19 protein-coding genes are annotated in these 24,560 nt (G+C 76.4%); 18 read left to right on the top strand and 1 reads right to left on the bottom strand.

Features of this window, described 5'->3' with window-relative positions:
* Position 1: 1 nt before the first annotated feature.
* The 18 genes from AC1DXT_RS08120 to AC1DXT_RS08035 all read left to right on the top strand — a co-directional run bounded on the left by AC1DXT_RS08120 (position 2) and on the right by AC1DXT_RS08035 (position 21,204).
* Positions 2-766 carry an AfsR/SARP family transcriptional regulator gene (locus tag AC1DXT_RS08120; protein ID WP_477060858.1) on the top strand — a complete coding sequence of 255 codons (765 nt, stop codon included), beginning with the start codon at positions 2-4 and terminating at the stop codon, positions 764-766.
* 209 nt (positions 767-975) lie between these two features.
* Positions 976-2,874, top strand: coding sequence for a phage tail sheath family protein (locus tag AC1DXT_RS08115; RefSeq protein WP_477060857.1), 1,899 nt, complete (start codon positions 976-978; stop codon positions 2,872-2,874).
* Position 2,875: 1 nt separating this feature from the next.
* Positions 2,876-3,379 carry a phage tail protein gene (locus tag AC1DXT_RS08110; protein ID WP_477060856.1) on the top strand — a complete coding sequence of 168 codons (504 nt, stop codon included), beginning with the start codon at positions 2,876-2,878 and terminating at the stop codon, positions 3,377-3,379.
* Positions 3,380-3,419: 40 nt separating this feature from the next.
* A complete protein-coding gene (locus AC1DXT_RS08105; RefSeq protein ID WP_477060855.1) occupies positions 3,420-4,100 on the top strand; it encodes a hypothetical protein in 681 nt (226 codons plus the stop codon).
* A complete protein-coding gene (locus tag AC1DXT_RS08100; protein ID WP_477060854.1) occupies positions 4,097-5,050 on the top strand; it encodes a hypothetical protein in 954 nt (317 codons plus the stop codon). The genes AC1DXT_RS08105 and AC1DXT_RS08100 overlap by 4 nt, the downstream gene beginning before the upstream one ends.
* Positions 5,047-6,246: a Pvc16 family protein gene (locus tag AC1DXT_RS08095; protein ID WP_477060853.1), complete on the top strand. Its 1,200-nt coding sequence runs from the start codon at positions 5,047-5,049 to the stop codon at positions 6,244-6,246. The genes AC1DXT_RS08100 and AC1DXT_RS08095 overlap by 4 nt, the downstream gene beginning before the upstream one ends.
* A complete protein-coding gene (locus tag AC1DXT_RS08090) occupies positions 6,243-8,189 on the top strand; it encodes an ATP-binding protein (protein ID WP_477060852.1) in 1,947 nt (648 codons plus the stop codon). The genes AC1DXT_RS08095 and AC1DXT_RS08090 overlap by 4 nt, the downstream gene beginning before the upstream one ends.
* On the top strand, positions 8,186-8,392 hold the full coding sequence (locus AC1DXT_RS08085) for a hypothetical protein (RefSeq protein WP_477060851.1): 207 nt from the start codon (positions 8,186-8,188) through the stop codon (positions 8,390-8,392). The genes AC1DXT_RS08090 and AC1DXT_RS08085 overlap by 4 nt, the downstream gene beginning before the upstream one ends.
* Positions 8,386-9,006 (top strand): hypothetical protein, encoded by a 621-nt coding sequence (locus AC1DXT_RS08080; protein ID WP_477060850.1) that lies wholly within the window; start codon positions 8,386-8,388, stop codon positions 9,004-9,006. Before AC1DXT_RS08085 ends, AC1DXT_RS08080 begins: the two co-directional genes overlap by 7 nt.
* Entirely contained in the window at positions 9,003-9,278 is a 276-nt protein-coding gene (locus AC1DXT_RS08075) for a hypothetical protein (RefSeq protein ID WP_477060849.1), read from the top strand. Before AC1DXT_RS08080 ends, AC1DXT_RS08075 begins: the two co-directional genes overlap by 4 nt.
* The gene (locus AC1DXT_RS08070; RefSeq protein WP_477060848.1) at positions 9,271-10,374 is read left to right on the top strand and encodes a contractile injection system protein, VgrG/Pvc8 family; all 1,104 of its coding nucleotides are present in this window, start codon (positions 9,271-9,273) and stop codon (positions 10,372-10,374) included. Before AC1DXT_RS08075 ends, AC1DXT_RS08070 begins: the two co-directional genes overlap by 8 nt.
* A complete protein-coding gene (locus AC1DXT_RS08065) occupies positions 10,371-10,853 on the top strand; it encodes a phage baseplate assembly protein V (protein WP_477060847.1) in 483 nt (160 codons plus the stop codon). Before AC1DXT_RS08070 ends, AC1DXT_RS08065 begins: the two co-directional genes overlap by 4 nt.
* A 1-nt stretch (position 10,854) precedes the next feature.
* Positions 10,855-11,187, top strand: a complete 333-nt coding sequence (locus tag AC1DXT_RS08060) for a hypothetical protein (RefSeq protein ID WP_477060846.1) — start codon at positions 10,855-10,857, stop codon at positions 11,185-11,187.
* Positions 11,184-11,567: a hypothetical protein gene (locus AC1DXT_RS08055; protein ID WP_477060845.1), complete on the top strand. Its 384-nt coding sequence runs from the start codon at positions 11,184-11,186 to the stop codon at positions 11,565-11,567. Before AC1DXT_RS08060 ends, AC1DXT_RS08055 begins: the two co-directional genes overlap by 4 nt.
* Complete coding sequence (locus AC1DXT_RS08050; protein ID WP_477060844.1) at positions 11,564-14,083, top strand: baseplate J/gp47 family protein; 2,520 nt, start codon at positions 11,564-11,566, stop codon at positions 14,081-14,083. Before AC1DXT_RS08055 ends, AC1DXT_RS08050 begins: the two co-directional genes overlap by 4 nt.
* The gene (locus AC1DXT_RS08045) at positions 14,080-16,500 is read left to right on the top strand and encodes a baseplate J/gp47 family protein (protein ID WP_477060843.1); all 2,421 of its coding nucleotides are present in this window, start codon (positions 14,080-14,082) and stop codon (positions 16,498-16,500) included. The genes AC1DXT_RS08050 and AC1DXT_RS08045 overlap by 4 nt, the downstream gene beginning before the upstream one ends.
* A complete protein-coding gene (locus AC1DXT_RS08040; protein ID WP_477060842.1) occupies positions 16,497-18,593 on the top strand; it encodes a phage tail protein in 2,097 nt (698 codons plus the stop codon). The genes AC1DXT_RS08045 and AC1DXT_RS08040 overlap by 4 nt, the downstream gene beginning before the upstream one ends.
* Before the next feature lies 1 nt (position 18,594).
* Positions 18,595-21,204, top strand: coding sequence for a DUF6519 domain-containing protein (locus AC1DXT_RS08035; protein WP_477060841.1), 2,610 nt, complete (start codon positions 18,595-18,597; stop codon positions 21,202-21,204).
* A gap of 152 nt (positions 21,205-21,356) precedes the next feature.
* Here AC1DXT_RS08035 and AC1DXT_RS08030 read toward each other — a convergent pair whose 3' ends face one another.
* Positions 21,357-24,515, bottom strand: a complete 3,159-nt coding sequence (locus AC1DXT_RS08030; protein WP_477060840.1) for an eCIS core domain-containing protein — start codon at positions 24,513-24,515, stop codon at positions 21,357-21,359.
* Positions 24,516-24,560: the final 45 nt, after the last annotated feature.

The raw sequence follows: 24,560 nt of genomic DNA, 5'->3' as shown, positions 1-24,560 counted from the left end.
CGTGCCTGCGATCCCGCAACCCCGGCTGGGTGTCGCCGCCCCGCGCGTCGAGGTCCTCCACCAGTTCCGCGTGGTCGTCGACGGCCGCGACGTGCCGCTCTCCGAAGGGGGCCAGCACCTCGTCGCCTGGCTCACGGTGCAGGACCGGCCCCGCTCCCGGACGAGCGCCGCGAGCGCGATGTGGCCTGAACGCCCGGACACCGACGCCACGTCGTCCCTGCGCCGCGCCCTGTGGCGGCTCAACCGCGAGGCACCGGGGCTCGTCGAGCGCGACCACCAGCAGGTGTCGTTGGCCGCTGACGTGGAGACCGATCTCCGGGACGTGGGTCGCCTGGCCGACGCGGCGCAGGACGGCACCGTGCGCGCCACGACGACGACGGTCCGGCTGCTCGAGGGGGATCTCCTGCCGCACTGGTCGTTCGACTGGCTCGACGTGCACCGCGAGTCCTTGCGGCAGCTGCGGTTGCACGCGCTCGAGGGGCTCGCCCGGTCCGAGCTCGACGCGGGGCGCCCCGCCGGCGCCCTCGCCGCCGCCCTGGCGGCCGCCGCGGTGGAGCCCCTGCGGGAGAGCGCGCACCGGATCGTCATCTCGGCGCACCTCGCCGAGGGGAACGTCGCCGAGGCCCTGCGCCACTACTCCCGGTACCGCGACCTGCTCTGGTCGGAGCTGCGCCTGCGGCCGGGACGCCAGCTCGAGGCGATGCTGCCCGTGAGCGTGGCGCCGCTCGTGCGGCTCGACTCCCGGCGCCGGTCGCTCCAGGCCTGACCGCCCGCGGTCCCGGCGCGCCCTGCGGGGACGCTCCGAGCACGTTCCGGAGACGCTCCGGAGACGTTCGGAGCACGCCGTCGCCACCAGGCGTGCACGCGGGCGGCCACATCGTGCGATCAGCCGGGGCACGGTCGGACGACGTGCCCGGAGAAGACTCGTCGAACCGGCGCCTGCCCGGCGCCTGCGCAGCCGATCTGGAGGCCACCGTGTCCGTGCAGACCACCTACCCCGGGGTGTACGTCCGCGAGCAGAAGTCGGGCAACGCCACCATCACCGGCGTCTCGACCTCCGTCACGGCCTTCGTCGGCGCCGCGCGCAAGGGCCCCGGAGACACGCCGGTGCGGCTCTCGGACTACGCGAGCTACCTGCGCCAGTTCGGGGACCCGATCAGCACGGCGCAGCCCCTGGGGGACGCCGTCGGGCACTTCTTCGCCAACGGAGGCAGCCAGGCGATCATCGTGCGGGCGCTCGGCGCGGGCGCGGGCGCGGCCCTGCGGGCGCTGCCCGCCGTGAACGGGCTGACGGTGACCCTGACCGCGCGGTCGCGCGGCGCGTGGGCCAACGGTGCCGGGGCCGGCACGGCGGCGCAGAGCGGCGTCTTCGTCGAGGTGGTGGCCGCCCAGGACTTCCCCGCCGACCGGTTCACGCTGGTCCTCACGGAGTGGGCGCCCGGAGCCGGCGGCGGCCCGGCGTCGGTGACGACCAGGGAGACCTGGGCCGAGCTCTCCATGTCGCCCGCATCCACGCGGTACGTCGGCACCGTGCTCAACGCGAGCACGCTGGTGACGGCGACGGTGACCGGTGCCGCCGCCCCCGCGCCGTCGGCGGGCCGGTCGACCGGCGCCCTGGCCCCTGCGAACGTCTCGGTCAGCGGCAAGGCCCTGCGGCTGTCGGTCGACCAGGGGCCCGCCACGGACCTCGTGCTGTTCCCCGCGGAGTCGCCGCCGCAGTCCCACACGCTGGCCGAGGTGCGCGACCACATCAACGCGGCGGGCTCGATCTGGCCGGTCGTCGCGAACATCTCGGGCGGCAACCTGGTGCTCACCAGCAAGACCAGCGACCTCAACAGTGCGGTCGTCGTCGGCCTCATCGGCATCAACGACGCGTCGGCGGACCTCGGGCTGGGCGTGGCTCGGGGCGGGTCGGAGGTGAGCGCGAGCGCCGCCTACCGACCGGCCGTCGCGGCGCTCTCCCCGCTCGCCACGGGGTCCGACGGGTCGACGGTCGGTGCCGCGCAGATCGTGTCCGGCACGGTCGGGCAGGGGATGCTCGCGCTCGACGCCCTGGACTTCCCGCGGTTCAACCTCCTGTGCCTGCCGGGCGTGACCACGGCCGACACCGCGTCGGTCAACACGGCCCTCGACTACTGCCGTCGCCAGAACGCCTTCTACGTCGTCGACCCGCAGGCGGGCCTCAACCCCGCCCAGCTGAAGACCGCCGCCAACCTGCTCCGGGCGCAGGGCGCGCACGGCGCCGTGTACTGGCCGCGCCTGGTCACCCCCGACGCCGGACCCGACGGCTTCGGGGCGAGCGGAGCCGTCGCCGGCGTCATGGCGCGCACCGACGCCAACCGGGGGATCTGGAAGGCGCCTGCGGGTCTCGAGGCCGGCATCGCGGGCATCGTCGGCGTCACGGCACCGACGAACGACGACGTGTCCGGCGAGCTCAACCCGCTCGGCATCGACGTCCTGCGGACGTTCCCCGGGGCCGGCACGGTGGTGTGGGGCGCGCGCACCCTCGCCGGGAGCGACGTGCTGCAGAGCGACTCCAAGTACGTCCCGGTCCGCCGGTTGACCGACTACCTCTCCGCGAGCCTGTACCTCGGCACGCAGTTCGCCGTGTTCGAGCCGAACGACCCCGACCTGTGGGCGCAGCTGCGGCTGGCCGTCGGCGGCTTCATGCGCGGCCTCTTCCGTCAGGGTGCCTTCCAGCAGTCGGAGCGCCGGTCGGAGTCGGACAGCTTCTTCGTCATCTGCGACTCGTCCGTGAACCCGCAGACGGAGATCGACAACGGCCGGGTCAACGTCGTCGTGGGGTTCGCGCCGCTCAAACCGGCCGAGTTCATCTTCATCACCATCACCCAGCTCAGCCAGGCGGGAGAGTGACATGGCCGAGTTCAGCGTGAACGCGACGCGGTTCGACCCCTACAAGAGCCACATGTTCCGGGTGAAGTGGGACGGGGTCTACGTCGCGGGCCTGTCCAAGATGTCGCCGCTCAAGCGGACCACGGCGCCCGTCTCGCACCGCGTCGGCGGAGACCCGAGCCACGACCGCAAGAGCCCGGGCCTGACCACGTACGACGCCGTGACCCTGGAGCGGGGCGTCACGCACGACCTCGCGTTCGAGGCGTGGGCCGCCAAGGTCTCGAGCCTGTCGCAGCCCGGGATCTCGCTCAAGGACTTCCGCAAGGACCTCATCGTCGACGTCTTCAACGAGGCCGGTCAGAAGGTCCTCAGCTACAAGCTCTACCGCTGCTGGGTCTCCGACTACCAGGCGCTGCCGGCCCTCGACGCGTCGGCCGCGGCCATCGCGATCACGAGCATCAAGCTCGAGCTCGAGGGCTGGGAGCGCGACGTCGCCGTGACCGAACCGGCCGAGGTGGCCGTCTGAGCAGGGGCCGGACCGACGAACGGGGTGAGGAGGCACGACCGTGGCGGTCGCAGTGGAGCACCCGCGCCGCAGCCGCACCGCCGCCCTGGCGAGCGCGCTCGCCGGCTCTCGCGCGCTGCTCGACCAGGCCGTGGCGGCCCTGCGCGCGTGGCCTCCCGCCGACGACCTCGCGGCCGCGGGCGTCGCGGACCCCGCCGACCTGCCGGTCTCCCTCGCCGACCGGGCGCTCCTCACGCTGCACGAGGAGGTCGTCGGCACACCCCTCGAGCACACCGTGGTGTGCCCCGCGTGCGGCGAACGGACCACCCTCCCGCTGTCCCGGGCGGACGTCGGCGAGCACGACCGGCGCAGCGCGTGGACGGGGGCCGGTGCGGGCGTCCGGGAGCCCACCTGGGCCGACGTCCTCGCCGCTCGCGGTGACCCCGAGGCGCTCCTGCGCCGGTGCTGCGTGGGTGCCGGCGGGACGTTCGACGACCTCGCGAGGGTCGAGGGGTCGCTCAGCGGTCCGCTGCACGCGGACTGCGCCGCGTGCCGGAGCCCTCTCGAGGTGGACGTCGACGTCGTCGCGCTGGTCCTGCGCGAGCTCGCCGCGGTGCCCGCCGAGCTGGACCACGACGTGCACGTGCTGGCATCACGGTACGGCTGGGACCTCGAGGTCATCGAGGCACTTCCGGACGACCGTCGGCGCCGCCTCGTGGATCTCGCCCGGGGGGAGCAGTGACCACCGCCGACGGGAACCTGGCGGCGCCGTCGGCCCCGGCGGGCGAGCCCGCTCCGTCGCGAGCGACGGGATCCGTCCCGCGGTCGGTCGGTCGCCTCGCCGCGCGGGTCGCGCTGCCTGCCGCACCCCTGCGACTGCCGCCCACCGTGGTGGTCCAGGACGAGCGGCCCGACGCCGCACCGCCCGAGGTCGTCGTCACCCGGGAGGTCTCCGACGCCCGGCCGCCCGCGATCGTGCCCGCGTCGCCGCCCGTGCTCCCCCGTCCCACCGCGGTCGCCGTGGAGCCCGCCGGGGCGCACGAGGCACCCCGGGCTCCCGCCGCGGCAGCCGGGTCGCCGGTCCCGCCGCGCGAGCGACCCACGGCGCCTCCGGTCGAGCCGCCGACCCGCGGTCTCCTGCAGCCCGCCGCGCACCCGGCGGTCGGGGTCGTGGCGGCCAGGTCCGCGCCGGCGGACACACGCGCGACGCCGACCCGCCCGCCCCGGCATACGGGCGTGCAGGCGCCGGCCGTTCCCGTCCCCGCCGTGCGCACCCCGCCGCACGCGGTCCCGGACCTCGTGCCCGCCGCAGGCCCGCCGACGTCGGGCGGGCACGCGGACGACCGCGCTGCACCCACCGCGCCGGGACGCACACCGGGCCCCGCGGGTGAAGGCGACCCGAGCACGCGCACCGTCGCGGACGTGTCGGCGGCGGCCGTCCCCCCACCGCGGTCGCGCGCGCTTCCCGCCCGCGAGCCGGCCGAACCGGCAGGCGCCCACCCGGCATCCCGCGAGCCCACCGCCCGGCCCGGCGAGCCCGCGGTGGTCCGCACAGCGCCACCCGCGCCACCGCCCGTGCACATCGGGCGCATCGACGTGATCGTCTCCGCCCCGGAGGCGCCGACCGACCCGTTCGCGGGCTGCCGGGCGATCGAGGCCGGCGTGACGGCCCGGCGCGGCGGTGGCTGGTGAGCCTCTTCACGCCCGGGCCGCCCGTCCTCGCGGGAGTCGACGAGGTGCTGCGGGTCGTCACCACGGAGGCGCTCAAGGGCCTCGCCACCCCGGTGGGGGTCACCGTCGGCCCGCTCGACCGCCCGGGCGACGACGCCCGGCTCAACTGGTTCCTGTACAAGCTGGAGCCCGCACCGGCCTACGCCAACATGGAGCCACCGGCCACGGGGTGGCGGACGCGGCGCGGGAGCCCTCCGCTCGCGCTGACGCTGCACTACCTGCTCTCGGCGGTCGCCAGCGAGCTCAGCGAGACCGGCACCGAGGACGACGTCGTGCACGCGGGCCTCTCCGCCCTGATGTCGGCCCTGCACGAGAACGCCATCTTCGGGGGCGCGACGCCCGTGGCGACAGCACCTGCCCGGACCCTCTCCGACGTCGCGCCGTCGCTCGACGGTCTGGTGGAGCCGCTCCGCATCTCGCTCGAGCAGGTGCCGCTCGAGACGGTGACCGCGATCTGGGGCGCCGGGGGCGCAGCCGTGCGGCTGACCGTCGCGTACGTCGTCACGCTCGTGACGGTTCCCACCCAGACCCCCTTCACCGCCGGGCCGCCGGTGCTCGAGCGCCGCGTGGGCGTGGCCCCGTCCCTGGCGCCCGTGGTCACCGCCGTGCGGCCGGGCGCCGCGCACGCCGGCCTCGACATCGCGGTGACCGTCCGCGGTGTGGCCGACACGCACGAGGTCACCCTCGGCCGTCTGGTCGGAGACCCGGACGACCCGACCGACGGCCGCCCCCCGAGCCAGCCGCACAGCACGGGGCCGTGGCGGCTCGTGGACGCGCCGTCGCGCGACGGGATCGTCGTCCGGCTGCCCGACGACGCGCTCGCCCCCGGGGCACGCGTGCTCGTCGTGACGAACCTCGCCGACGGGCTGCCGGCCGGCAGCGGCCACGCGGTCGTGACCGTGGTGCCGGCCGTGGTGGCCGCGGCGGCGCCGCTCGTCGTCGGAGCGGTCGCGACCCTGACCGTCCGCCACGTCGGGGACGGCGCCGACGCCTACTTCGGCGGCACGCAGGTGCCCTGCACAGTTGTCGACCCCACCCACGTCACGGTCGTCGTGCCCCCGCTCACGGGGCTCGTGAGCGCCGCGGGCACCGTGCCGGTCAGCCTGCGGTCGGGCACCGTCTCCGGCCCACCGACCGACCTGGCGGTGGCGCCGTGACCAGCACCAGCACGCGCAGCCCGCAGGCGACCGACGGCTGGCCGGTGGCCGGGTCGCGACCGACCGCGCAGGCCGTCCCGGCGGGGCTGGCCGACCCGCGGCTCGCCGCGTGGCGCACGCTCCTCGCGGCGGCGTGCGTGGAGGTCCTGCGCCGGTACGAGGGCGCGTGGGCGCAGGCCCCCGACGCAGCGGCGCGCGCCGCGGCCGCCGTCGGCGTCGTCGATCACCGACCCGTGCTCGACCTGCTCCCGTTCCCGAGCGAGGGCGAGCTCGCGCGGCTGGTCGCCGTGGCGGGGCTGACCCGGGCCGACGAGGCCGTGCTCGCCGCGACGTGGTGGAGCGCGGTCGACCCGCAGGTCGCCGTCCTGCTCGGCTGCGTCCACGACGACTCGACGCGCCGCCACGCGACCCTCGGCGTGCTCGCGCAGGTGCTGGCGCCGGTCGGGGTGGGCGTCCCGCTCGTCATCGGCGAGCACCACCCCCTCGTCCGGTCCGGCCTCCTCGACCCGGTCCCCGACGCCGCGACGCCCCTGCGGCTGCCCGCGGCGACGGTGGCGGTGCTCGCGGGCGACCGCGCGCCGGCGCCCGCGACCGGTCCCGTGGCGCCCCGGCTGGCTGGCGTCGCCGCGCGGGTGCGGCGCCTCCTCGACGCGGACGCCCGCGTGCTCGTGCGCTGCGCCGTCCCGGACGACCGGGCGCCCGTGCGGGACGCCGTCGCGAGCCTCCTCGGGATCGCCGTCGCACCCGTGCCCCGTCCCGCGCCCGCGGCTGCGCTCCTGCGCGCTCTCGGCCACGAGCTGCCCGCGGTGCTCCTGGAGGACGACACCCCGCCGCCCGAGGGAACCGTGCTCGCGCTCGGCGGGCCGACGTGCGCCTCACCGGCGGGCTGGCACGCCGTCGAGGTCCCGCCCCCGTCGCTCGACGCGGCCGTGCAGGTGTGGCGGGCGGCGCTGCGACGCGCCGGCCTGCGCGCCTCCGGGCCGGTGCTCGCCGACCTCGCCGGACGACTGCCCCTCGCCGAGCGGACCATTGGCGAGGTCGTCGCCGACGCCGCCACGGCGGCCGGGGCGCTCGACCGCCCGCTGCGACCGGACGACGTCACGGCCGCGCTCCGGGCGCACCCGCGGCAGGACCCGGGCGGCCTGGCGCGCCGCTCGGCGGCGTCGGTCGGTCTCGAGGACCTCGTCCTGCCCCGCACGACGCAGGACGCGCTCGCCGACTTCCTCGCGCACGCCCGGTGGTCCCCCGCCGCGCACGCGGCCCTCGGGCTGCACGGCGCCCGGGGTCGGGCGGTGATCGCGCTGTTCCACGGGCCGTCCGGCACGGGCAAGACGGCCGCGGTCGAGGCTGCCGCCGCCGCGCTCGACCGTGACCTGTGGACCGTCGACCTCGCGAAGGTGGTGAGCAAGTGGCTCGGGGAGACCCAGCGCCACCTGGACACCGTGCTGAGCCAGGCGGCGACGGCAGGGGCCCTGCTCCTGTTCGACGAGGCTGACGGGCTCTTCGGCAAGCGCGGGGAGGTCACCGACGCCCGCGACCGCTACGCCAACCTCGAGATCGACCACCTCCTGCAGCGCATCGAGCTGCACGAGGGGGTCGTGGTGCTCACCAGCAACCGCCCCGGCGCGCTCGACGACGCGTTCGCGCGGCGCATCCGCCTCGCCGTGCGGTTCGAGCTCCCCGACCACGCCCAGCGCGAGGAGATCTGGGCGCGGTACCTGCCGGACGCGATGCTGGAGGACGGTGCGAGCCGCGCCACGGTGGCCCGCGAGGAGCTCTCCGGGGCCGCCATCCGCTCCGCCGCGCTCGCGGCAGAGGTCAGCGCCATCGCTGCAGGGACCCGCGTCCGGGACGAGCATCTCGCCGCGGCGGTCGGGCGCGAGCTGGAGAAGAACCGGCGGCCGCCCACGGCGCGCTCCGCAGCGACGGGGGTCCGTCGGTGACCGCCGGCCTGCCGCGCGGAGCGGGCGAGGTGGCGGACCTGCGGGTGGAGGTCCGCGCCGAGCCGCTGCCCGGGCTGCTGCGACCCGCCCTCGAGGCCGTGCTCGCGGGAGGCGCGTGGCCGGCCGGCCCGGAGGCGGACGTGGCCGCAGCCGTCGCGGCACACGTCGCCGCGCGGCCCGGACCGCGGGAGGAGCCGTGCTGAGCCGCGGGATGCTCCTGTCCTTCTCCGACCCCGTGGCCGGGATGGTGCCGAGCCTCGTCCCGTTCCAGTACACGCCGGCCGAGGTCACGCGGGTGCTGCGGGTGCAGCAGGGCGGCGGGTCCGGGTCGGGACTGCGCGTCGCGGGCCCCCCGACCGAGTCGTACACGCTCAAGATCGAGCTGGATGCCCTCGGCGCGCTCGAGAAGCCGCTCACGGGCGCCCTCGGCATCGCTCCGCTGCTCGCGACGATGGAGGCGATGCTCGAGCCGGGCGGCGGGGGGCTCGCCGCCCTCGTCGGCGCCGTCGCGGGGGCCCTCGGCGGGGGTGCGGGGGCGCAGCCGGTCCCGGCGCCGACGCTGCCGCTCGTCGTCCTCGCGTGGAGCGTCACCCGCATCGTGCCCGTCCGGATCGACAGCATGACCGTGCGCGAGACCGGGTTCGACGGGCTGCTCCAGCCCGTGCAGGCGACGGTCGACCTGGCGCTGACCGTGCTCCGGGAGCGGGACCTGCAGTCCGACATGACGCTCGCCAAGGTCATGGCGACCGCGTACCAGGCCGTCCGGACCGCGTCCGCCGTCGTGGGCATCGCCCAGGGAGTGGAGCTGATGCTGTGAGCACCCCGACGCACGGCCGGTACTCGGGACAGGCCCGACTGGACGTCCCCCAGGACGACGGGACGACCCGCCCCCTGGTGACCCCGCGGGTGAGCGTCGCGCCGCCCGCCGACGTGCGCTACCCCGTCCGCGCCGGTGACCGCCTCGACCTGCTCGCGGACGCGGCGCTCGCCGACAGCACGCGATGGTGGTCGATCGCGGACGCGAACCCCGTCGCCGACGCGCTCGCCCTCGAGGAGCCCGGGACCCTGCTGGCGGTGCCCGATGCCTGACACGCGCACCGTGGTCACCGTCGGCGGGTCCCCGCTGACGGCCCAGCAGCTCCTCCTCGTGCAGACCGTCACGCTCGAGGAGTCGCTCGGGAGCCCCGCCAAGGTGAGCATCGCGGTCACCATGGAGACCGGTCCGCGGAGCACGTGGACGAGCCCGCTCGACGCGCTCGTCGCACCCGCCGAGCCGTTCACCGTCGAGGTGTCCCGCGGGGGCACCTCGTGCGCGGTCGACGCACGCAGCGTCAGCGCGAGCTGGTCGTTCGCCCCCGGCGGTGCGTCGACGCTCACGGTCGAGGGGATGGACCGCAGCGTCGAGCTGGACCGACGCGACGTCCAGCGCCTCTGGCAGGACACCACGGACGCGACCATCGCTCGCACGATCTTCGAGGACCACGGGCTGACCGCCCAGGTGGACAGCACCCCGACGGGCGCGGACTCCGACACGTACTCGCCCCAGCAGGCCGCGACGGACTGGACGTTCCTCAAGGGCCTCGCCGCGCGCAACGGGTTCGACGTGTACGTCGAGTCGGTGGACGGCGTCCCGACCGGCATGTTCCGCAAGATCGACCCGACCGCGGAGCCGCAGGCGCGGGTGGCGCTCGGCTACGGCGAGCACGGCGGCCGCGCCAGCGCCTCCGTGCAGCTGCTCGCCGGGCAGGAGGTGCACGTCACGCGCAGCGTCCCCGGCACCGCCGACACCGACGTGGCGAGCGACCCGGGCACCGGCCACGCCATGGGCACCCGGTCGCTCGGGGGCGTCACGCTGGTCCGGACCAACGCCGCCGCGGGGATGTCGGTCGTCGACGCCGCCACGACGGCGACCGCCATGGCCGAGCGCAGCGCGTTCGGCGCGACCCTCACGGTGACGCTCGCCACCCCGGACGCACCCCTGGTGCGCGCGCGCCGGACGCTGACCGTGGCGGGCCTGGGCGAGGCGCTCGACGGCCCGTGGCTGGTCCGGTCGGTCCGGCACACGGTGACGCCCGGCGGCCACACCCAGGCACTGGGCCTGGTGCGGAACGCCCTCGGCGATCCCGGCGCAGCCGGTGGGCTCGGCGGGCTCGTGGCGGCGGTCGGAGCGGGGGTGGGGCTGTGAGCCAGGACCACACGGGGCTGTTCACCGGGGTCGTGACCGACAACGACGACCCCGACGGCAAGTGCCGGATCAAGGCGGAGGTGCCCGAGGTGCTCTCGGGAGCGACGGGCTGGTGCACGCCGGCGCTGCCCTACGCCGGCGACGGCTGCGGCTTCGCCGTCGTCCCGCCGGTCGGCGCCGCGGTGCTCGTCCAGTGGCCCCGCGGCGACCTGTCCGCGCCGCCGGTCTGGTCGGGGGCCAGCTACGGCGCCGGCGCGGGCGTCGAGGGGGCCGGGCCGGACACGCTGATCATCCTCACGCCCGGCGGGCACCGCCTCGAGCTGTCGGACGACCAGACGGCCCTGACCATCACCTGCTCCGAGGGGCCGGTCATCACGCTCGACGGCAACGGCATCTCGATCGACAACGGGCAGGGCGCGACGATCACGATGGAGGGCTCGTCCGTGGACATCAACGACGGCGCCCTGGTGGTGAGCTGACGTGGGCGGCAAGGTGCTGACGACGGCGACCGTGGCCTCGTGCCCGCACGGCGGTCAGGCGTCCTTCACCGCGAGCCAGAGCGCGCTCAAGATCGACAGGTCGGCGGCGCTCGTCGCGTCGGACTCCACGAGCATCGCGGGCTGTTCCTTCATGATCGGCAACACCCCGAGCCCGTGCACGACGGTCCAGTGGCAGGGGCCCGCCACCCGGGTCACCGCGGGCGGCACGGCCGTGCTGCTCGACTCGAGCACGGGCCTGTGCATGAGCGCGGCGTCGGCCCCGCAGGGCAGCCTCCAGATCAGCTCCGTCCAGGGCAAGGTGACGGCCACGTGAGCTCGCCCCGCCGGTACGCCGCGCAGCCGTGGGTCGTCGGACCGGCCTGGCGGCTGGTGACGCGCGCGCCGCTGGAGCATCTCGACGACCTGGTCCGCCTCGTGCTCCTCACCGGCCCGAACGAGCGGCTGCACCGCCCGGGATTCGGCGCCGGCCTCGGCGCGTCGACGCTGTTCGAGCCCTTGTCGCCGGATGTCGCCGGCACCGTGCGCGCCCGAGCCCGCGGCAGCCTCGCGGAGTCGCTCGGCGACCGCCTGGACGTGGTGGACGTCCAGGTGCGGGTCGACGACTCCGCGTTGTCGGCGGTGGTCGTCTACCGGCCCAAGCCCGCCGGGCAGACCCGCGAGGTCACCCTCACCCTCCCGGCGGCCGCGCTGTGACCGCGGGGCCGTACGACGCGTGGACGCGGCCGCAGCAGCCGGAGGCCACGGCGGTGCTGCGACCGCGCGCGCTGTTCGCGTCCCCGGCGACGGTGCTCGGGCTGCGCGCGGCGTCGGCGACCGCCTCGGGGGCGGTGCGGACCGTGTCGGTCTGGCTGTACGGGGACCCGCCGGCGGCGATCACCGCGGCGGCGCTGTGGACCCTCACGAGCGGTCCCGGCGCACCGGCCGTGTCCGTCACGGGCGCCGGCACGCTCGTCCCCGCCGGCACGGACCCGGACGGCATCCCCGTGCCCGCCCACCTCGACCTGCCGGTCGCCGCGGTCGGTGCGCCGCTCCCTGGGCGGGCGCCGTACCGGCTCGGGGTCGATCCCGCGGGACTCGCCGTCCTCGGCCTCGGCCTGGACCCCCTGCGGCGGTACCTGCCCGTGCGGCTGCGTCCCGAGTGCGGCGACGCACCGGACTGCGTCACGGTGCCGGCCCAGCCGTCCCCGCTGACGCCGCCGGACTACGACACRCTCGCGCGGGACTACACGGGCCTGCGCGCGATGCTCCTCGAACGCCTGCGGCACCTGTCCCCCGGCGCCGACGAGTCGCCCGCCGACCTCACGATCACGCTCCTCGAGCTCATGGCGCACCTCGGCGACCTCCTCGCGTACCGGCAGGACCGGGTGGCGACCGAGTCCTGGCTGCCGACGGCCAGGCGACGCGCCTCGGTGACGCGCCACGCCCGGCTCGTCGACTTCGCGGTGCCGCCGGCGACGAGCGCGGCGGCCGTGGTGCAGGTGCAGGTGCGCCACCACAACGCCGGCCCGGGGGACGCGACGTTCGTCGTCCAGCCCGGCGACCTGGCGACCGAGGCGCCGGGTGACCCGGCCGAGGCGCCCGGAGCAGCACACTTCACGCTCGAGACCGAGACCCCCGTCACGGTCCGCTCGTCGCACGGCGAGGTCGCGCTCTACGACTGGGCGGAGGCCGACGCCGTCCTGACCGCGGGGGCCACGAGCGCGGTCCTCGTCCGCCCCGTCCCCGGCGACGGGATCCCCCTCGCCACCTGGCTCCCGGTGGGATCGCTGCTCGCCCTCGAGGTCGTCGCCCCCGGACCGGCCGGTGAGCAGGAGTCCTGGGCGCGGCGCGCGCGAGCGTGGCCACCGGCGGACGGGTCCGGTGGGCAGACCCGCGTGCCGCTGGTCAGCCACCCCGCCCAGGTGGTGCGCGTGACCCACGTCGTCGCGATCGACGACCCGCTCACGCCGGGCCTCCCGCTGGTCCGGGTGTTCTGGGACGGCGTCGACGCGCTGCGGCGCCCGGTGCCGGTGAGCATCGACCCGTCGGGCGGCACGCCCCGGGTGGGGGTCGCGCGGCTCGGGCTGCTCCCCGCGCACCACGGCCTGTGCGTCGACGGTGTCGGCGCGGTCGCACCCTTCGACCCGCTCACCGGCTCACGTCCGGACCCGGCGACCTCGCGCGTCTCCGACTACCACCTGGTCGCGGCGGCGGCCGAGGGGCTGTCGTGCGCACCGGGCGGGCGCCCGTGGCAGGTCGACACCAGGGTGGTCCTCCCGAGCGGGACGGTCGTCGGCGCGCCGCGCGTCACGAGCCTGCTCCGGGCACCGCTCGAGGGGTTCAGCGTCGCCGTCGACCACGACGACGACGAGCCACCGCGCCTGCGGTTCCGCACCGGTGCGCTCGGGCTCGTGCCGCCGACGTCGAGCGCCGTGACGGTGCGCTACCAGGTCGGCGCCGGGACGTCCGGGAACATCGCCGCCGGCACGCTCACGCGGCTCCTGCGGACCTCGTCGCCCGTGGGGCAGCCGTGCCTGTGGCTCCCGCCGGACGACAGGGTCACCGCGCGCAACGTCACGCCCGGCACGGGCGGCGCGGCCGCGATGCCGCTCGACACCGTGCGACGCGACGCCCCGCAGGCGTACGCGGCCGTGCCGCGGCGCGCCGTGCTGGTCGCCGACCTGCCGCAGTTCGCCGTGCGCGCACCGGGTGCCGCGCGCGCAGCCGCCCGGCGGTCGTGGTCGGGCTCGTGGCCCGTCGGTGTGGTCGCGGTCGAGCCGCAGGTCGAGGGCGACGACACGGCCGTGACGGCCGCCGTGGGGCGCGTGCTGGACGCGGTCCGGATGGCGGGGACCGAGACCGTCGCGCTCCCGGCGACCCCGGTCGGGCTGCTCGTCGCCCTCACGGTCTGCCTGACGCCGTCGGCGGACACCGCGACCGCACGCGTCCGGATCCTCGCGGCCCTGCGGCCGGGGCGCCCGGACGCGGTCTTCGACCCGGAGCAGCTGGCGCTCGGCACCGCGCTGCACGTCTCGGCGGTCGTGGCACGGGTCGCGGCGGTGCCCGGCGTCGACGCGGTGCGCGTCACGCAGGCCCGGCGGCTCTCCGACCCACCCGGCACGCTCGAGGGGGTCCTCGTCATGGGTCCGGCCGAGATCCCGGTGTGCGACGACGATCCCGCGGCGCCGGACCGCGGGCGCATCGAGCTGAGCATCGAGGGTGGACGATGAGTGCGCCCGAGCCCCGTCCGCTGGTCCCGCGGCCGGACCCGCCCCCTGGCCTCTCCCGCCTGCGCCGGCGCCTCGCCGACCGCGACGAGCTGCGGGACGCGCTGCTCGCGGCGACCGCCGAGGTGCACACCGGGACGGGGCCCACCCTCGGATCCCGTCTGGACGTGGCCGGCGACCCGGCGGTCGTCCTCGTCGCGGAGCTGTGGGCGCGCGTCGCCGACTCCGTCGCCGCGCACACCGAGCTCACCGCAGGGGAGCGCTACCTCGGCACGGCGCAGGACTGGACGGACCTGCGCCGCACCACCGACCTGCTGGGCTACCGGCCCGCCCAGCGCGTGGCGGCGCGCGGCTGGGTGCGCTGCACGACCGACGCGGGCGCGAGCCCCTCGGTCCCGGCGGGCACGCGCGTCCAGGCACCCGGCACCGCCACCACCGAGGCCCAGACGTTCGAGACGATCGCCGACACCGCGCTGCGCGCCGACTGGGCGCAGCTGGCCGTCACCGCCGTCCCGAGCCCGCAGGCGCCCCCCGGACGTGCGCTCCGGCTCCTCGCCGACCCGGGCTACTCGGCGGGCGACCGCGTGCTCCTCGTCGCCGAGAGGCCCACGACCTACGTCGCGATGCCGACCGTGTGGGGGGCGTGGCTGCACTGGCTCGGGGTCGTCCTCAGCGGCGCGACCGCCACGCGAACCGTCCGCGGGACCGTCCGGATCACCAAGCGCACGGACGACCTCGGGGCGTGCCTGCTCACCACCGACCGGCAGCTCGACACGCTCCTGGCACCCGCTCCGGGCACCACGTACGCCGCCTACCGGGTGCGCGCGACGCTCGCGCTGGCCCACCGCCTCGAGAAGCTCTCGTACGTGACGACGGCAGGTGCCGCTGCCGCCGCAGCGGTGGACTACGGCAGCGAGCCGGCCCCGGTGACCGCCACGCAGCTGCTCGTGGTGGACGCGAGCGCAGTCACGCCCGGCGTGGGCATCGTCGTGTGGAACGCCTCGCGTGCGCACGTGACCACCGTGAGCGGCGTCGACGTCCTCGCGTGGTCGGTGGCTCCGGGGACCAAGCACCAGGTGGGGCGCGTGACGCTGGCCCAGGAGCTGCCGGAGGCACTGCGGAACCCGAGCGTCGAGGTGGCGCTCGTGGACCCGCGCGTCGTCGCGCAGCACCACGAGCTGCCGCCCCTGGCCCCGGGCGTGCGGCGGCTGCGGATCCACCCGCGGCCCGCGGCGGTCCCGGGGCGCCTGGCGGTGCACACCTCTGCCGGCTGGGAGCTGGCGTCGTGCTCGCTCGACGCCGAGGACACGCCCACCGACGAGGGCGGGATGCTCCTCGTGCTGGGGACGCCGTTCACGGGGACCGCGGCGACGGCCGAGGCCACGGCCAACCTGGTCGCCGTGCGCCACGGCACCACGACGCGCGGACCGCTGACCACGACCGGCGGCACCAGCGTGGTCCCGGGCCCGGTGACGGGTGACGTCGCGCCCTCGGGCGAGGTGACGAGCAGCCTGTCCGTCCGCGTGGACGGCGTCGAGCTCAGCGAGGTCGGCAGCCTTTACGGTCGCGGCCCGGGGGAGCAGGTGTTCAGCACCCGGCTGGCCGCGGACGGCCGGCTCGTCCTGCAGTTCGGCGACGGTGTCGCGGGCGCCCTGCCGCGAGGCGACGTGGCAGGCACGTGGCGCGTCGGGGGCGGCCTGGGCGGCGAGCTCGACGCCACCCGGATCGACACCCTGCTGGGCAGCGTCAAGGGCGTCCGCAAGGTCGCCGGGGTCGGCCGGACGACGGGTGCCGCGGACCAGGAGGAGCCGCTGCGCATGCGCCGCGGGGCGGCCGCCCGGGTGCGCGCGCTCGACCGGGTGGTCTCGATGACCGATCTCGCCGACCTGGCACTGACCGTCCCCGGCACCAGCCATGCGGCCGCGTGGCGCGGTGCCGGACCCGCCGGCTGCCCCTGCCGGCGCGTCGGCCTGCACGTGGCGTCCCTGCGACTGACGTCCACGGGCGTGCGCGCACCGCTCGCGGCGGAGCTGGCGTCCATGGCGGGCTACCTCGACGCGCGCCGCGACACGACCGTGGCCCTGTGCGTCTGCGCCGGGGTCGCGAGCGCGGTCCGCGTCACGATCACGGTCGCGGTCGACCCGCGCCGCGAGCGGGAGGCGGTCCGTGCCGCAGTGGCGGCCGTGCTGACGGATCGGGCCGGGCCGCTGGCTCCGCAGCCGCGCGAGCTCGGCGTCCCGCTCGACGCCAGCGACGTGATGGCCGTCGTGCACACCGTCCCCGGGGTGCTCGGCGTGCTGGCGCTCGTCGTCGCGCCGGGGGTGCGCGCCCCCTCCGCGGCCGAGGCGGCGATCGCCCGCACGCCCGCGCAGCGCTACGAGCTGCTCAGCGTCGGCGACGTGAGGGTGGTGGTCGCGTGAGCCCCGACCTGCCGTCCCCGCGGTTCCTGCGGATGCTGCCGCCGGCAGCGCTCCAGCCGTGGCCGCCCCAGGACCCGACGCCGCCGGTGCTCGCGCTGCTCGCCGCCCTCGAGGAGCAGTGGCTGCTCCTGGCGGCAGACGTCGACTCGGTGCTCGACGACGCGTGGCCGGACAGCGCGGCCGAGTGGGCCCTGCCGTACCTCGCGGCCCTGCTCGGCCTGCCGCCCGACGCCGCACGCCGGGAGATCGCGTACGCGACCGCCCTGCGGCGTCGCAAGGGCACACCGGGGTCGGTCGAGGACTTCGCCGAGGTCGTCACCGGCTGGCCCACCCGCGTCGTCGAGGGATGGACGGCGACGGTGTGGACGCAGCAGCTGCGCCATCCCGTGCTGCGCACCGCGTCGCTCGACCTCCGCCGGGGCGAGCACCTGCTGCTGGGCACCGGCCTCGACCCCGCACGCCGGTCGGTGACCCCGGGCGGGCCGTACCACCCCGCCGCGGTCACCGCCCGGGTGCACCCGTGGCAGGTGCTGGGCTACGAGGACGTGCAGGTGGCCCCCCTCGGTGGCGGACGGTTCGCGCTGCACCCGCTGGGCGCCGCCGCACCCCTGTACCTGCGCCCGCGCCCGCTGCAGATCGCCAGCGACGCCGAGGACGAGCGCCCGCCCGGCGTGCCACCGGAGCCACGCGGCCCGCGGCAGGCGGGGGCGCTCCCCGTGCGCGCGACGTGGCGGGTCGTCGACGCCCTCGGTGACGTGAGCTACGGGCCCGTGTGGGCCCTCGGCGTCGACCATCCCCTCACGCGCGACGACGCCGGCGGGCCCGCGCTCCTGCGCCTGACCGTCGACGGCACCCCGCTGCCGTGGTCCCGGATCGGCCTCACGGGGCTGCCCGCCGTCGGCGCCCCCGCGCCCCTGGCCGGGCAGGTGCTCGTGGACCCCGCGCGCGGCGTCGTCGTCCCCGCGGCCGACGTGACGGGCACCCTGCGAGCCACGTTCTACCGCGCGGTCCCTGGACGCCTGGGGCCCGCGGCGAGCACGGCACAGCTGCGCGACGACGTCGGCGTGGTGGTCGTCGTCGACCCCTCGGGCGGGCCGCACCCGCCCGGGCAGACGGTGGTCGCGACGCTCGCCGCGGCGTTCGCCACCGCGACGGCGGCGACGGTCTCCACGAGCGAGCCGGACGCACCGCAGGTGGAGATCCGCCTGCTGACCAGCGACCGGCTCGCGGCCCCGGCAGCCCCCGTCACGGGCGCGCCGACGCTGCGGCGGTGGCGGGTCGTCGCGCCCGTCGGCGCCACGCCCGTGGTCGTGGGCGACCTCGACCTGCGGCTCACCGGCGTCGAGGTGGAGCTCTCGGGCTTCTTCCTCGACGGTGACCTGCGCGTGGGCCCCACGATGGCGGCGGTCGACCTCGTCGGGCTCACTCTCGACACGACGTCGGGCGGAGCCGTCGTGCTCGACCCGACCGCGTGGACGACACGGCTCACCGCCAGCCGCTGCCTGCTGGGACCCGTCCGCGCGGACCTGTCGGCGTTCCCGATCGAGCTCGTCGACTGCGTGGTCGACGGGTTCGGCGCGGCGAGCATGCCCTGCGGTGGCGCCCCGGGAGGCACCCCCGGTCGGCCTGCGCTGGCGCCCGCCGACCGCTTCCCGCCCGACCTCGTCGCCACGGGCGTGACGTTCGTCGGCCCGGTGGGCGCGGGTCAGGTCTGGGTCACGGACTGCCTCTTCACCGCCGCGCTGCGGTCGACGGTGACGTCGACCGGGTGCGTGCGGCACTGCCACCTCGGCCCGGTCGACGAGCCGCAGTCGCACCCGCCGGGCTACCGCTGCCTGACGGGGCCGCTCCCGCGGATGGGCGGGCTGGGCCTCGACTCGGCCGGGTACTGGGCGCCCGTGCTCGGCAGCCCGGGGTCGGTCCGGGACGGGCCACCGCACGCGCTCCTCACGGGCGCGAGCGACGGCGGCGAGATCGGCGCCTACCACCACGCACGTCGTGGACCGCTCGCCCTGCGTCTGGGCCAGCGGCTGCACGAGACGACCCCGATGACGGTGCACCCGCACCTGAGCCTCGCGCACCCGGAGGACTGACATGACCGGCGACTTCACGAGCGTGCCGCTACGGTCCGCGGACCGGTGGACCTCCGCACGGATGCAGCAGGGCCGCGTCCTGCTGGACACCGACTGGAACCTCAGCCTCGACGGGTCGGCCCGCGACGCACGACGGCTCGCGCGCGACGCCATCGGCTTCGCCGGCGTGCCGCGCGGGAGCAGCGCGTTCCGGGTCGACGTCGTCGGCGGCCGGCTGCGGATCCAGCCCGGGGTGATGTGGGTCGACGGGCTCGCGGCGCGCAACGACGCCGAGCTGCCGTACGCCGGGCAGCCCAACATCCCGGCCCTGCCCGCGACGGGGCTGGCGATCCTGTACCTCGACGCGTTCGTCGAGGAGGTCCAGGCGGCGGAGGACGAGTCGCTGCTCGACCCGGCGCTCGACGGCGTGGACACGACCACCCGGACGCGCGTCGGCTGGCGCGTCCGTGCGGTCCCGACGACGTCACCCGAGTGCGGGTCCGCGCCCCTGCCCGCCCCGCTCAGCACGGGCACGCTCGACGTCACCCGCACGTCCGCGCCGGCCAGCGCGGACCCGTGCGCACCTCCGGACGACCCGCGCAGCAAGCTCCCGGACGGCCTCCTGCGGATCGAGGTGATCGACGGCGGCACGGAGAGCACGGCACGGTTCGCCTGGTCGTTCGCGGACGGTGGCGACGCCGTCGCCGCCACGGTGGCCGGCACGGCGGTGACCCTGGTCCCGTCACCTGCGGTCGCGTTCCGACCGGGTGACCTCGTGGAGGTGTCGACGCTCGACCGGCGCGCCGACCGGCGTGACCACGGAGCCCTCCACGTGGTCTCGGTGGTGACGCCGGGCGCGGGCGGCGATCGCGTCACTCTCGCGACCGCGAGCCCGGTCACCGGCACCCTCCCCGGAACGTGCTTGCGCCGCTGGGACGGCCAGGTGGTCGGCGCGGCCGGCGGGGTGACCGCCACCCTCGGCGGCGCCGACGTCGGCATCGCGTTCACCGCGCACCCCGGCACGTACCTCCCCGGCGACTGGTGGGGCAGCCGGGTCCGTGGCAGCGCCTCCGACGCGGTGGAGACGCGGACGGCAGCCGCCCCCGACGGCGCGGTGCACGCGTGCGCACCCCTCGCGGTCGTCGACCTCGACTCGATGACGGTGCTCGTGGACTGCCGGCGCACCTTCCCTTCCCTCGTCGACCTCCGCTGCGGCACGTGCACGGTCGTGGCCTTTCCCGGCGACGACCTGCAGGCTGCGCTCGACGCGCTGCCCGACGACGGCGGCAAGCTGTGCCTCGCAGCGGGCACGTACCCGCTGCGCGCACCCCTGACCGTGACCGGCAAGCGGCGCATCGTCGTCGAGGGGGTCGGACCGGCGACGGTGCTCGTCGCCCGGCGGCACGAGGCGGTCCTCGTCGCGAGCGACTGCCGCGACGTGGAGGTCTCCCGCCTCCGTGTCGAGTCCGCGCTGCCGCGCGAGTCACCTCCGGGCCAGGAGCACCTGCTGGGCGCGCTGACGTTCCTGGGCGGCGACCGCATCCGGGTCCACGACTGCCAGGTCCACTGTCCCGACGGTCGTGCGCGCGCGCAGTCCGGCATCTACGTCGCGCCCGGCACGGAGGAGGGTCACCTGGGGGATCCCGGCTCGGTGGAGATCCGGGGCAACCGTCTCGAGATCGGCGACCAGCAGGTCGGCGTGCTCATCGCCTCCGCCCAGCGCTCGACGGTCGTCGACAACGACGTGGTGCTCTCGGCGTCCACGCGACCGCCGAACGACTCCGTCCACCGCCTGGTCGCCCGCGAGCTCGGACGGTTCGTCGCGCGCCACCTCGTCATCGACGACGAGGTGGGCCGGCCGGACCCGACGACGGGTGCTGCGGGTGGGGGTTCGGGTCGCGTCATCGCCCTGCCGGACGGGCGCGAGCTGCGCGCGACCGGCGCGGCGGACGTGCGGCGGGTCGCTGCGGAGTGGGCGAAGCGGACGACGACCGGACGGCTCGTGCGCGAACGTTCCGTGCGCGAGGCGCTCACGCGCTTCACGGTCGCGACGCTGACCGAGGGCCACGAGGTGGCTGTCGGCACCGCGGCCGGCCGCTTCCTCGCCGCCGCCGTCAAGGACGTCCGGGCGATCGGCCAGGGCATCGTGGTTGGCGGCTCGCGCGCGGACCTCGTGACGATCGAGCGCAACGCGGTGATCGGGGCGGTGCAGGGCATCCACGTGGGGCTGAAGGCACCGGGCCGGGACCGGCTCGTCGCCGAGCGCGTGGTGGTGAGCGGCAACAACGTCGTCTGCCGGGTGCCGTGGTTCTGGACCCGGCAGCGCCACGCGATCTACGTGGGCAACGTCGACAGCCTCACGATGGTGGACAACCACGCGGCGCTGACCAGGACCGGAGGGTCGACCGACGGGTCGGCGGTCGATGCCGTGCGCGTCTGGGGCGAGCTCGGCGCGTTCCTCCTGGTCCGCGGCCTGGACCTCACCGGTGACTTCCGGACCGGCGTGCTGGTCACGGACGTTGGACCCGGCCGCAACCGCCTGCTGCGGCACGTCAGCGACGTGCTGAACCTCGACGGGTTCCAGGCGTTCGACGTGCCGCCGTCCGTGACGACGGAGCGTTGCGTGCCGTGAGGCCCGGGTCTAGCGTGGAGTCTTCCGGGCATGCTGTTCACGTGCGGTAGCGGCAGCCGCGACCTTCGTGTCGAAGCGCTGTGGGGTTCGAATCCTCGCATGGCTGGTCCGGAGCGCAAGGGCGCCGACGTCGTCGGCGCCCTTCGCTCATGTCAGGGTCCGCCGAAGAGCACGAGGTTCAGTGGGAGCCCGAGGGCGTTGATCTCGGTGTCGAGCGCGAACCAGAGGTCGCCCCTCTCCTGCGGCGTCATCACGTTGTTCGGGATCCCGTTGATGGCGTTGCGCAGCAGGTCACGGGCATCCCCGAGCGTCGTGCGCTGCCCCGTGGCGACCCGCTGGTTCCACTGGGGGATCCAGCCCTGGTCGTACGCGCTGTGCACCGGCGGGCGCAGCAGGATCGCGAGCGCGCGTCCCGGGCTGTAGGCGCCGGGCCGTACCGCGTTGATCGCCGCCCCGATGGTCTGGGCGAGGACGTGGGCCGACTCGAAGTCGGCTCCGGTGACACCCGCGGCGGCGCGGACGCGCGGTGACGACGAGTGGGTTCCCGCCATGGTGCGCACACCCGGGATCTGGCTGGCCTCGAGCGCGGCCACGGGCGCCGACCGCAGCGGCGTCGACGGAGCCGTCGCCTGGTTCACGCCCGCGAAGCTGGTCTCGCTCTGCGCCGTGGTGCCCACCTGCTGCGACGCGACGGCGGACGCCGCCTGCGACACGGCGACGGGCGCGACCGGGGTCTGCGCGGTGGTGGCGACGGGGGTCGCGACCGGCGGGGTCGTCGTGGGCGCCGTCGTCGTCGGTGCCGTCGTCGTGGGCGCCGTCGTCGCTGCCGTCGTCGTGGGTGCGGTCGTCGTGGGCGCCGTGGTGGTGGCTGCCGGGACCGGCGCCTGCTGCACCGGCGGCTGGACCGTGCTCGACGAGACGGAGCCTGCCCCGGTGCGCGGGTCGCTCAGGCTGTACGAGCCTCCGGTCTCTGCCATCCGGAACGCCGGCGACGCGTTGGCGAGCCCCATCGCCCCCGCCATCGCGTACGCGCGCCCCGTCTGCATCGCCGACCGCCCGAACTCGAACGCGCGTGCCTCGCCGGGGGTGTAGCCGCGGGCGTCGCGGGGGGCCGCGGCCCGCTCGCTGGCCTGCAGGCGACCCGCGCTGCCCACGGCCAGGGCCACCGCGCTCGACTGGGCGGCCTGCGACCAGTCCCCCGTCTCGAGGTACCGGACGCCGCCCGCCGCGAGCGTGGGCGCGCCGACGCCCAGCGCGTACTGGGCCGCGGGCGAGCCGAGCGTCCGGGCGACGGCACCGGTGCCCCCGCCGAAGGCGCCGAGCCCGAGCCCGGTCAGCCCGCCCTGGAGAGCCATCTCGGAGCGGGTCCGGCCCTCCGGCGGCTCCTGCAGCAGGCCGCTCGCGGTGCCGCCCAGTCCGCCCCCCACGCCTTGGGAGACCGCTCCCCGCCACAGGTTCTGCCCGACCGACAGACCCTCCGCGCCCAGTCCGAGGTTGCGCGCGAGGCCGAAGGAGGCACCGCCGCCGAGCCCGATCGCCGCACCCTGCTTGCCGACGCGGATGCCCTCGTCCAGCCCGGTGCCCAGGGACTGCTCGACGCTGCGCCCCGCCGCGAGCTCACCCCCGGCGCCGCCGACGAAACCCATGCCGAACCCGCCGGCCCCGACGACCCCGCTCGTGCCGACCGCCGTCAGGCCCGTCGCGAGCAGGCCCGTCGCGCCCGTCCCCGCGACCCCCGCGGCCACCACGGGCGCCGCGACGATGGCGAGGATCGACAGGGCGATCGCCGCGGAGAGGTTGCGGGTGATCGTCAGACCCTGCACGACCGTGCCGGCCGCAGCCACGGCACGGTCGATGCCGGCCAGCACGATGCGTTGGGCCTCGTCGGCCTTCTCCACGGCGGTCAGGACGGCGTCGCCCATCGCCTCGAGCGAGCCTCGCTCCTGCGCGGAACGCATCCGGCTCAGCGCGATGTTCGAGTCGGAGAGCGGATCCAGCATGCGGGACTGGACGTCCACCGGGTCCTCGCCGCTCACCAGGCTCACCACGAACCCGACGTAGGGCTGATCCTCGTAGTTGAGCCGCATGTGCTCGCCCATGCGGAACTGGCTGCTCTCGTTGAGCTGGCGCGCCTGCCGCGCGGCCTCCGTGAGCGCGGCGAGCGCCTGCGCCCGCACCCGGTCCGCGGTCTCCTGCGGGAAGACGATGAGCTCCCCGCCCTGCATGACGTACGCCATCCCCGGCTGCTCCTGGTACGGCCGGATCGAGTCGATCATCGCGAGGTTCGTCAGCAGGCCCGTGCGGCCCCCCGCCGACGACGGCGAGAGAGCCTGGGTCAGCCGTGCCTGACGCCGCTCCGCGCTGGCGCCCGCGAGGTCCGCCGCCAGGCCGGGCGCCAGGGTGGCGAGCTCCTGCCGCAGGATCGACCGGTCCGCGCGCGTCAGGTCGGGGCGCTGCAACCACGACGAGATCCGGTCCACCTCGGCGCGGATCTCCGCGGGATCGGTCAGCTGCGTGCTCGTCTGCTCCCGCAGCACGCGGGGCATCTCGGTCTGCGCCGGCAGCTGGTCGGGTGCGGCGCCCGCTCGCCCGCGTCCTCGCCTGCCGCGCGGCCGTGGCCGGTCCGGCGCCTGCATCGCGCCCTGACGCCGGCGCAGCTCGGCGGTGATCGCCTCCTTCGCCTCGCGCATCCGGTCGTCCTCGGGGGAGCTCTCGACCTGGCGACCCAGCCACTCGTCGACCGCGTTGAGCTCGTCGAGCAGCTCGCTGTAGCCGTAGGCGCGGACGTCGGGGGTCGACTGGAGCCAGTCCGTCGCCGCGTGGGCCACGTAGGCCGCACCCGTCCCCAGGAGCGCTCCGGGCGCCGCGGTGCCGGCGTCGAACCCGCGGGCCTGGTGCTCCGCCTGCGTCGGCGTCGCGGCACCCGGTCGCGCCTGCTGGGCGGCATGGACCAGCTCGTGCGTGAGAAGCCGCTGCGGCACCTCCTGCCCCGGCCCGACGGCGACGGCCACGTCGTCACCGAGCGTGAAGGCCGAGGCGCCGGCCGCGCGAGCGGCGACGCGCACGAGCGGACCGGTGTGCAGCCGGACTGCGGAGAGGTCGGCGCCTGTCGCCCGTTCGACGCGTGCGCGGGCCGTCGGGTCGACCGGTCGGCCGGGCCCGGAGACGGCGCGGGCGGCGAACCGGTCGAGCTCGTGCTCCTGCCCGTGCCGGCGGTGGGGTGTCGGGGAGGTCTCACGCTCGTGCGACGGCTGCCGGGCGTCGCGCGCGGTGCTCGGCTCCGGCGTCGCGACTGCGTGCGAGTAGGCCACGGAGAGCTCCGTCCTGTCCCGACCCATCGTCCCGCTGCACAGGTC

Source organism: Cellulomonas sp. P1_G12_2 (assembly GCF_056405535.1).
Note: the sequence above shows the minus strand (reverse complement) of the source record. Positions and strands in the feature narration are given on the sequence as shown.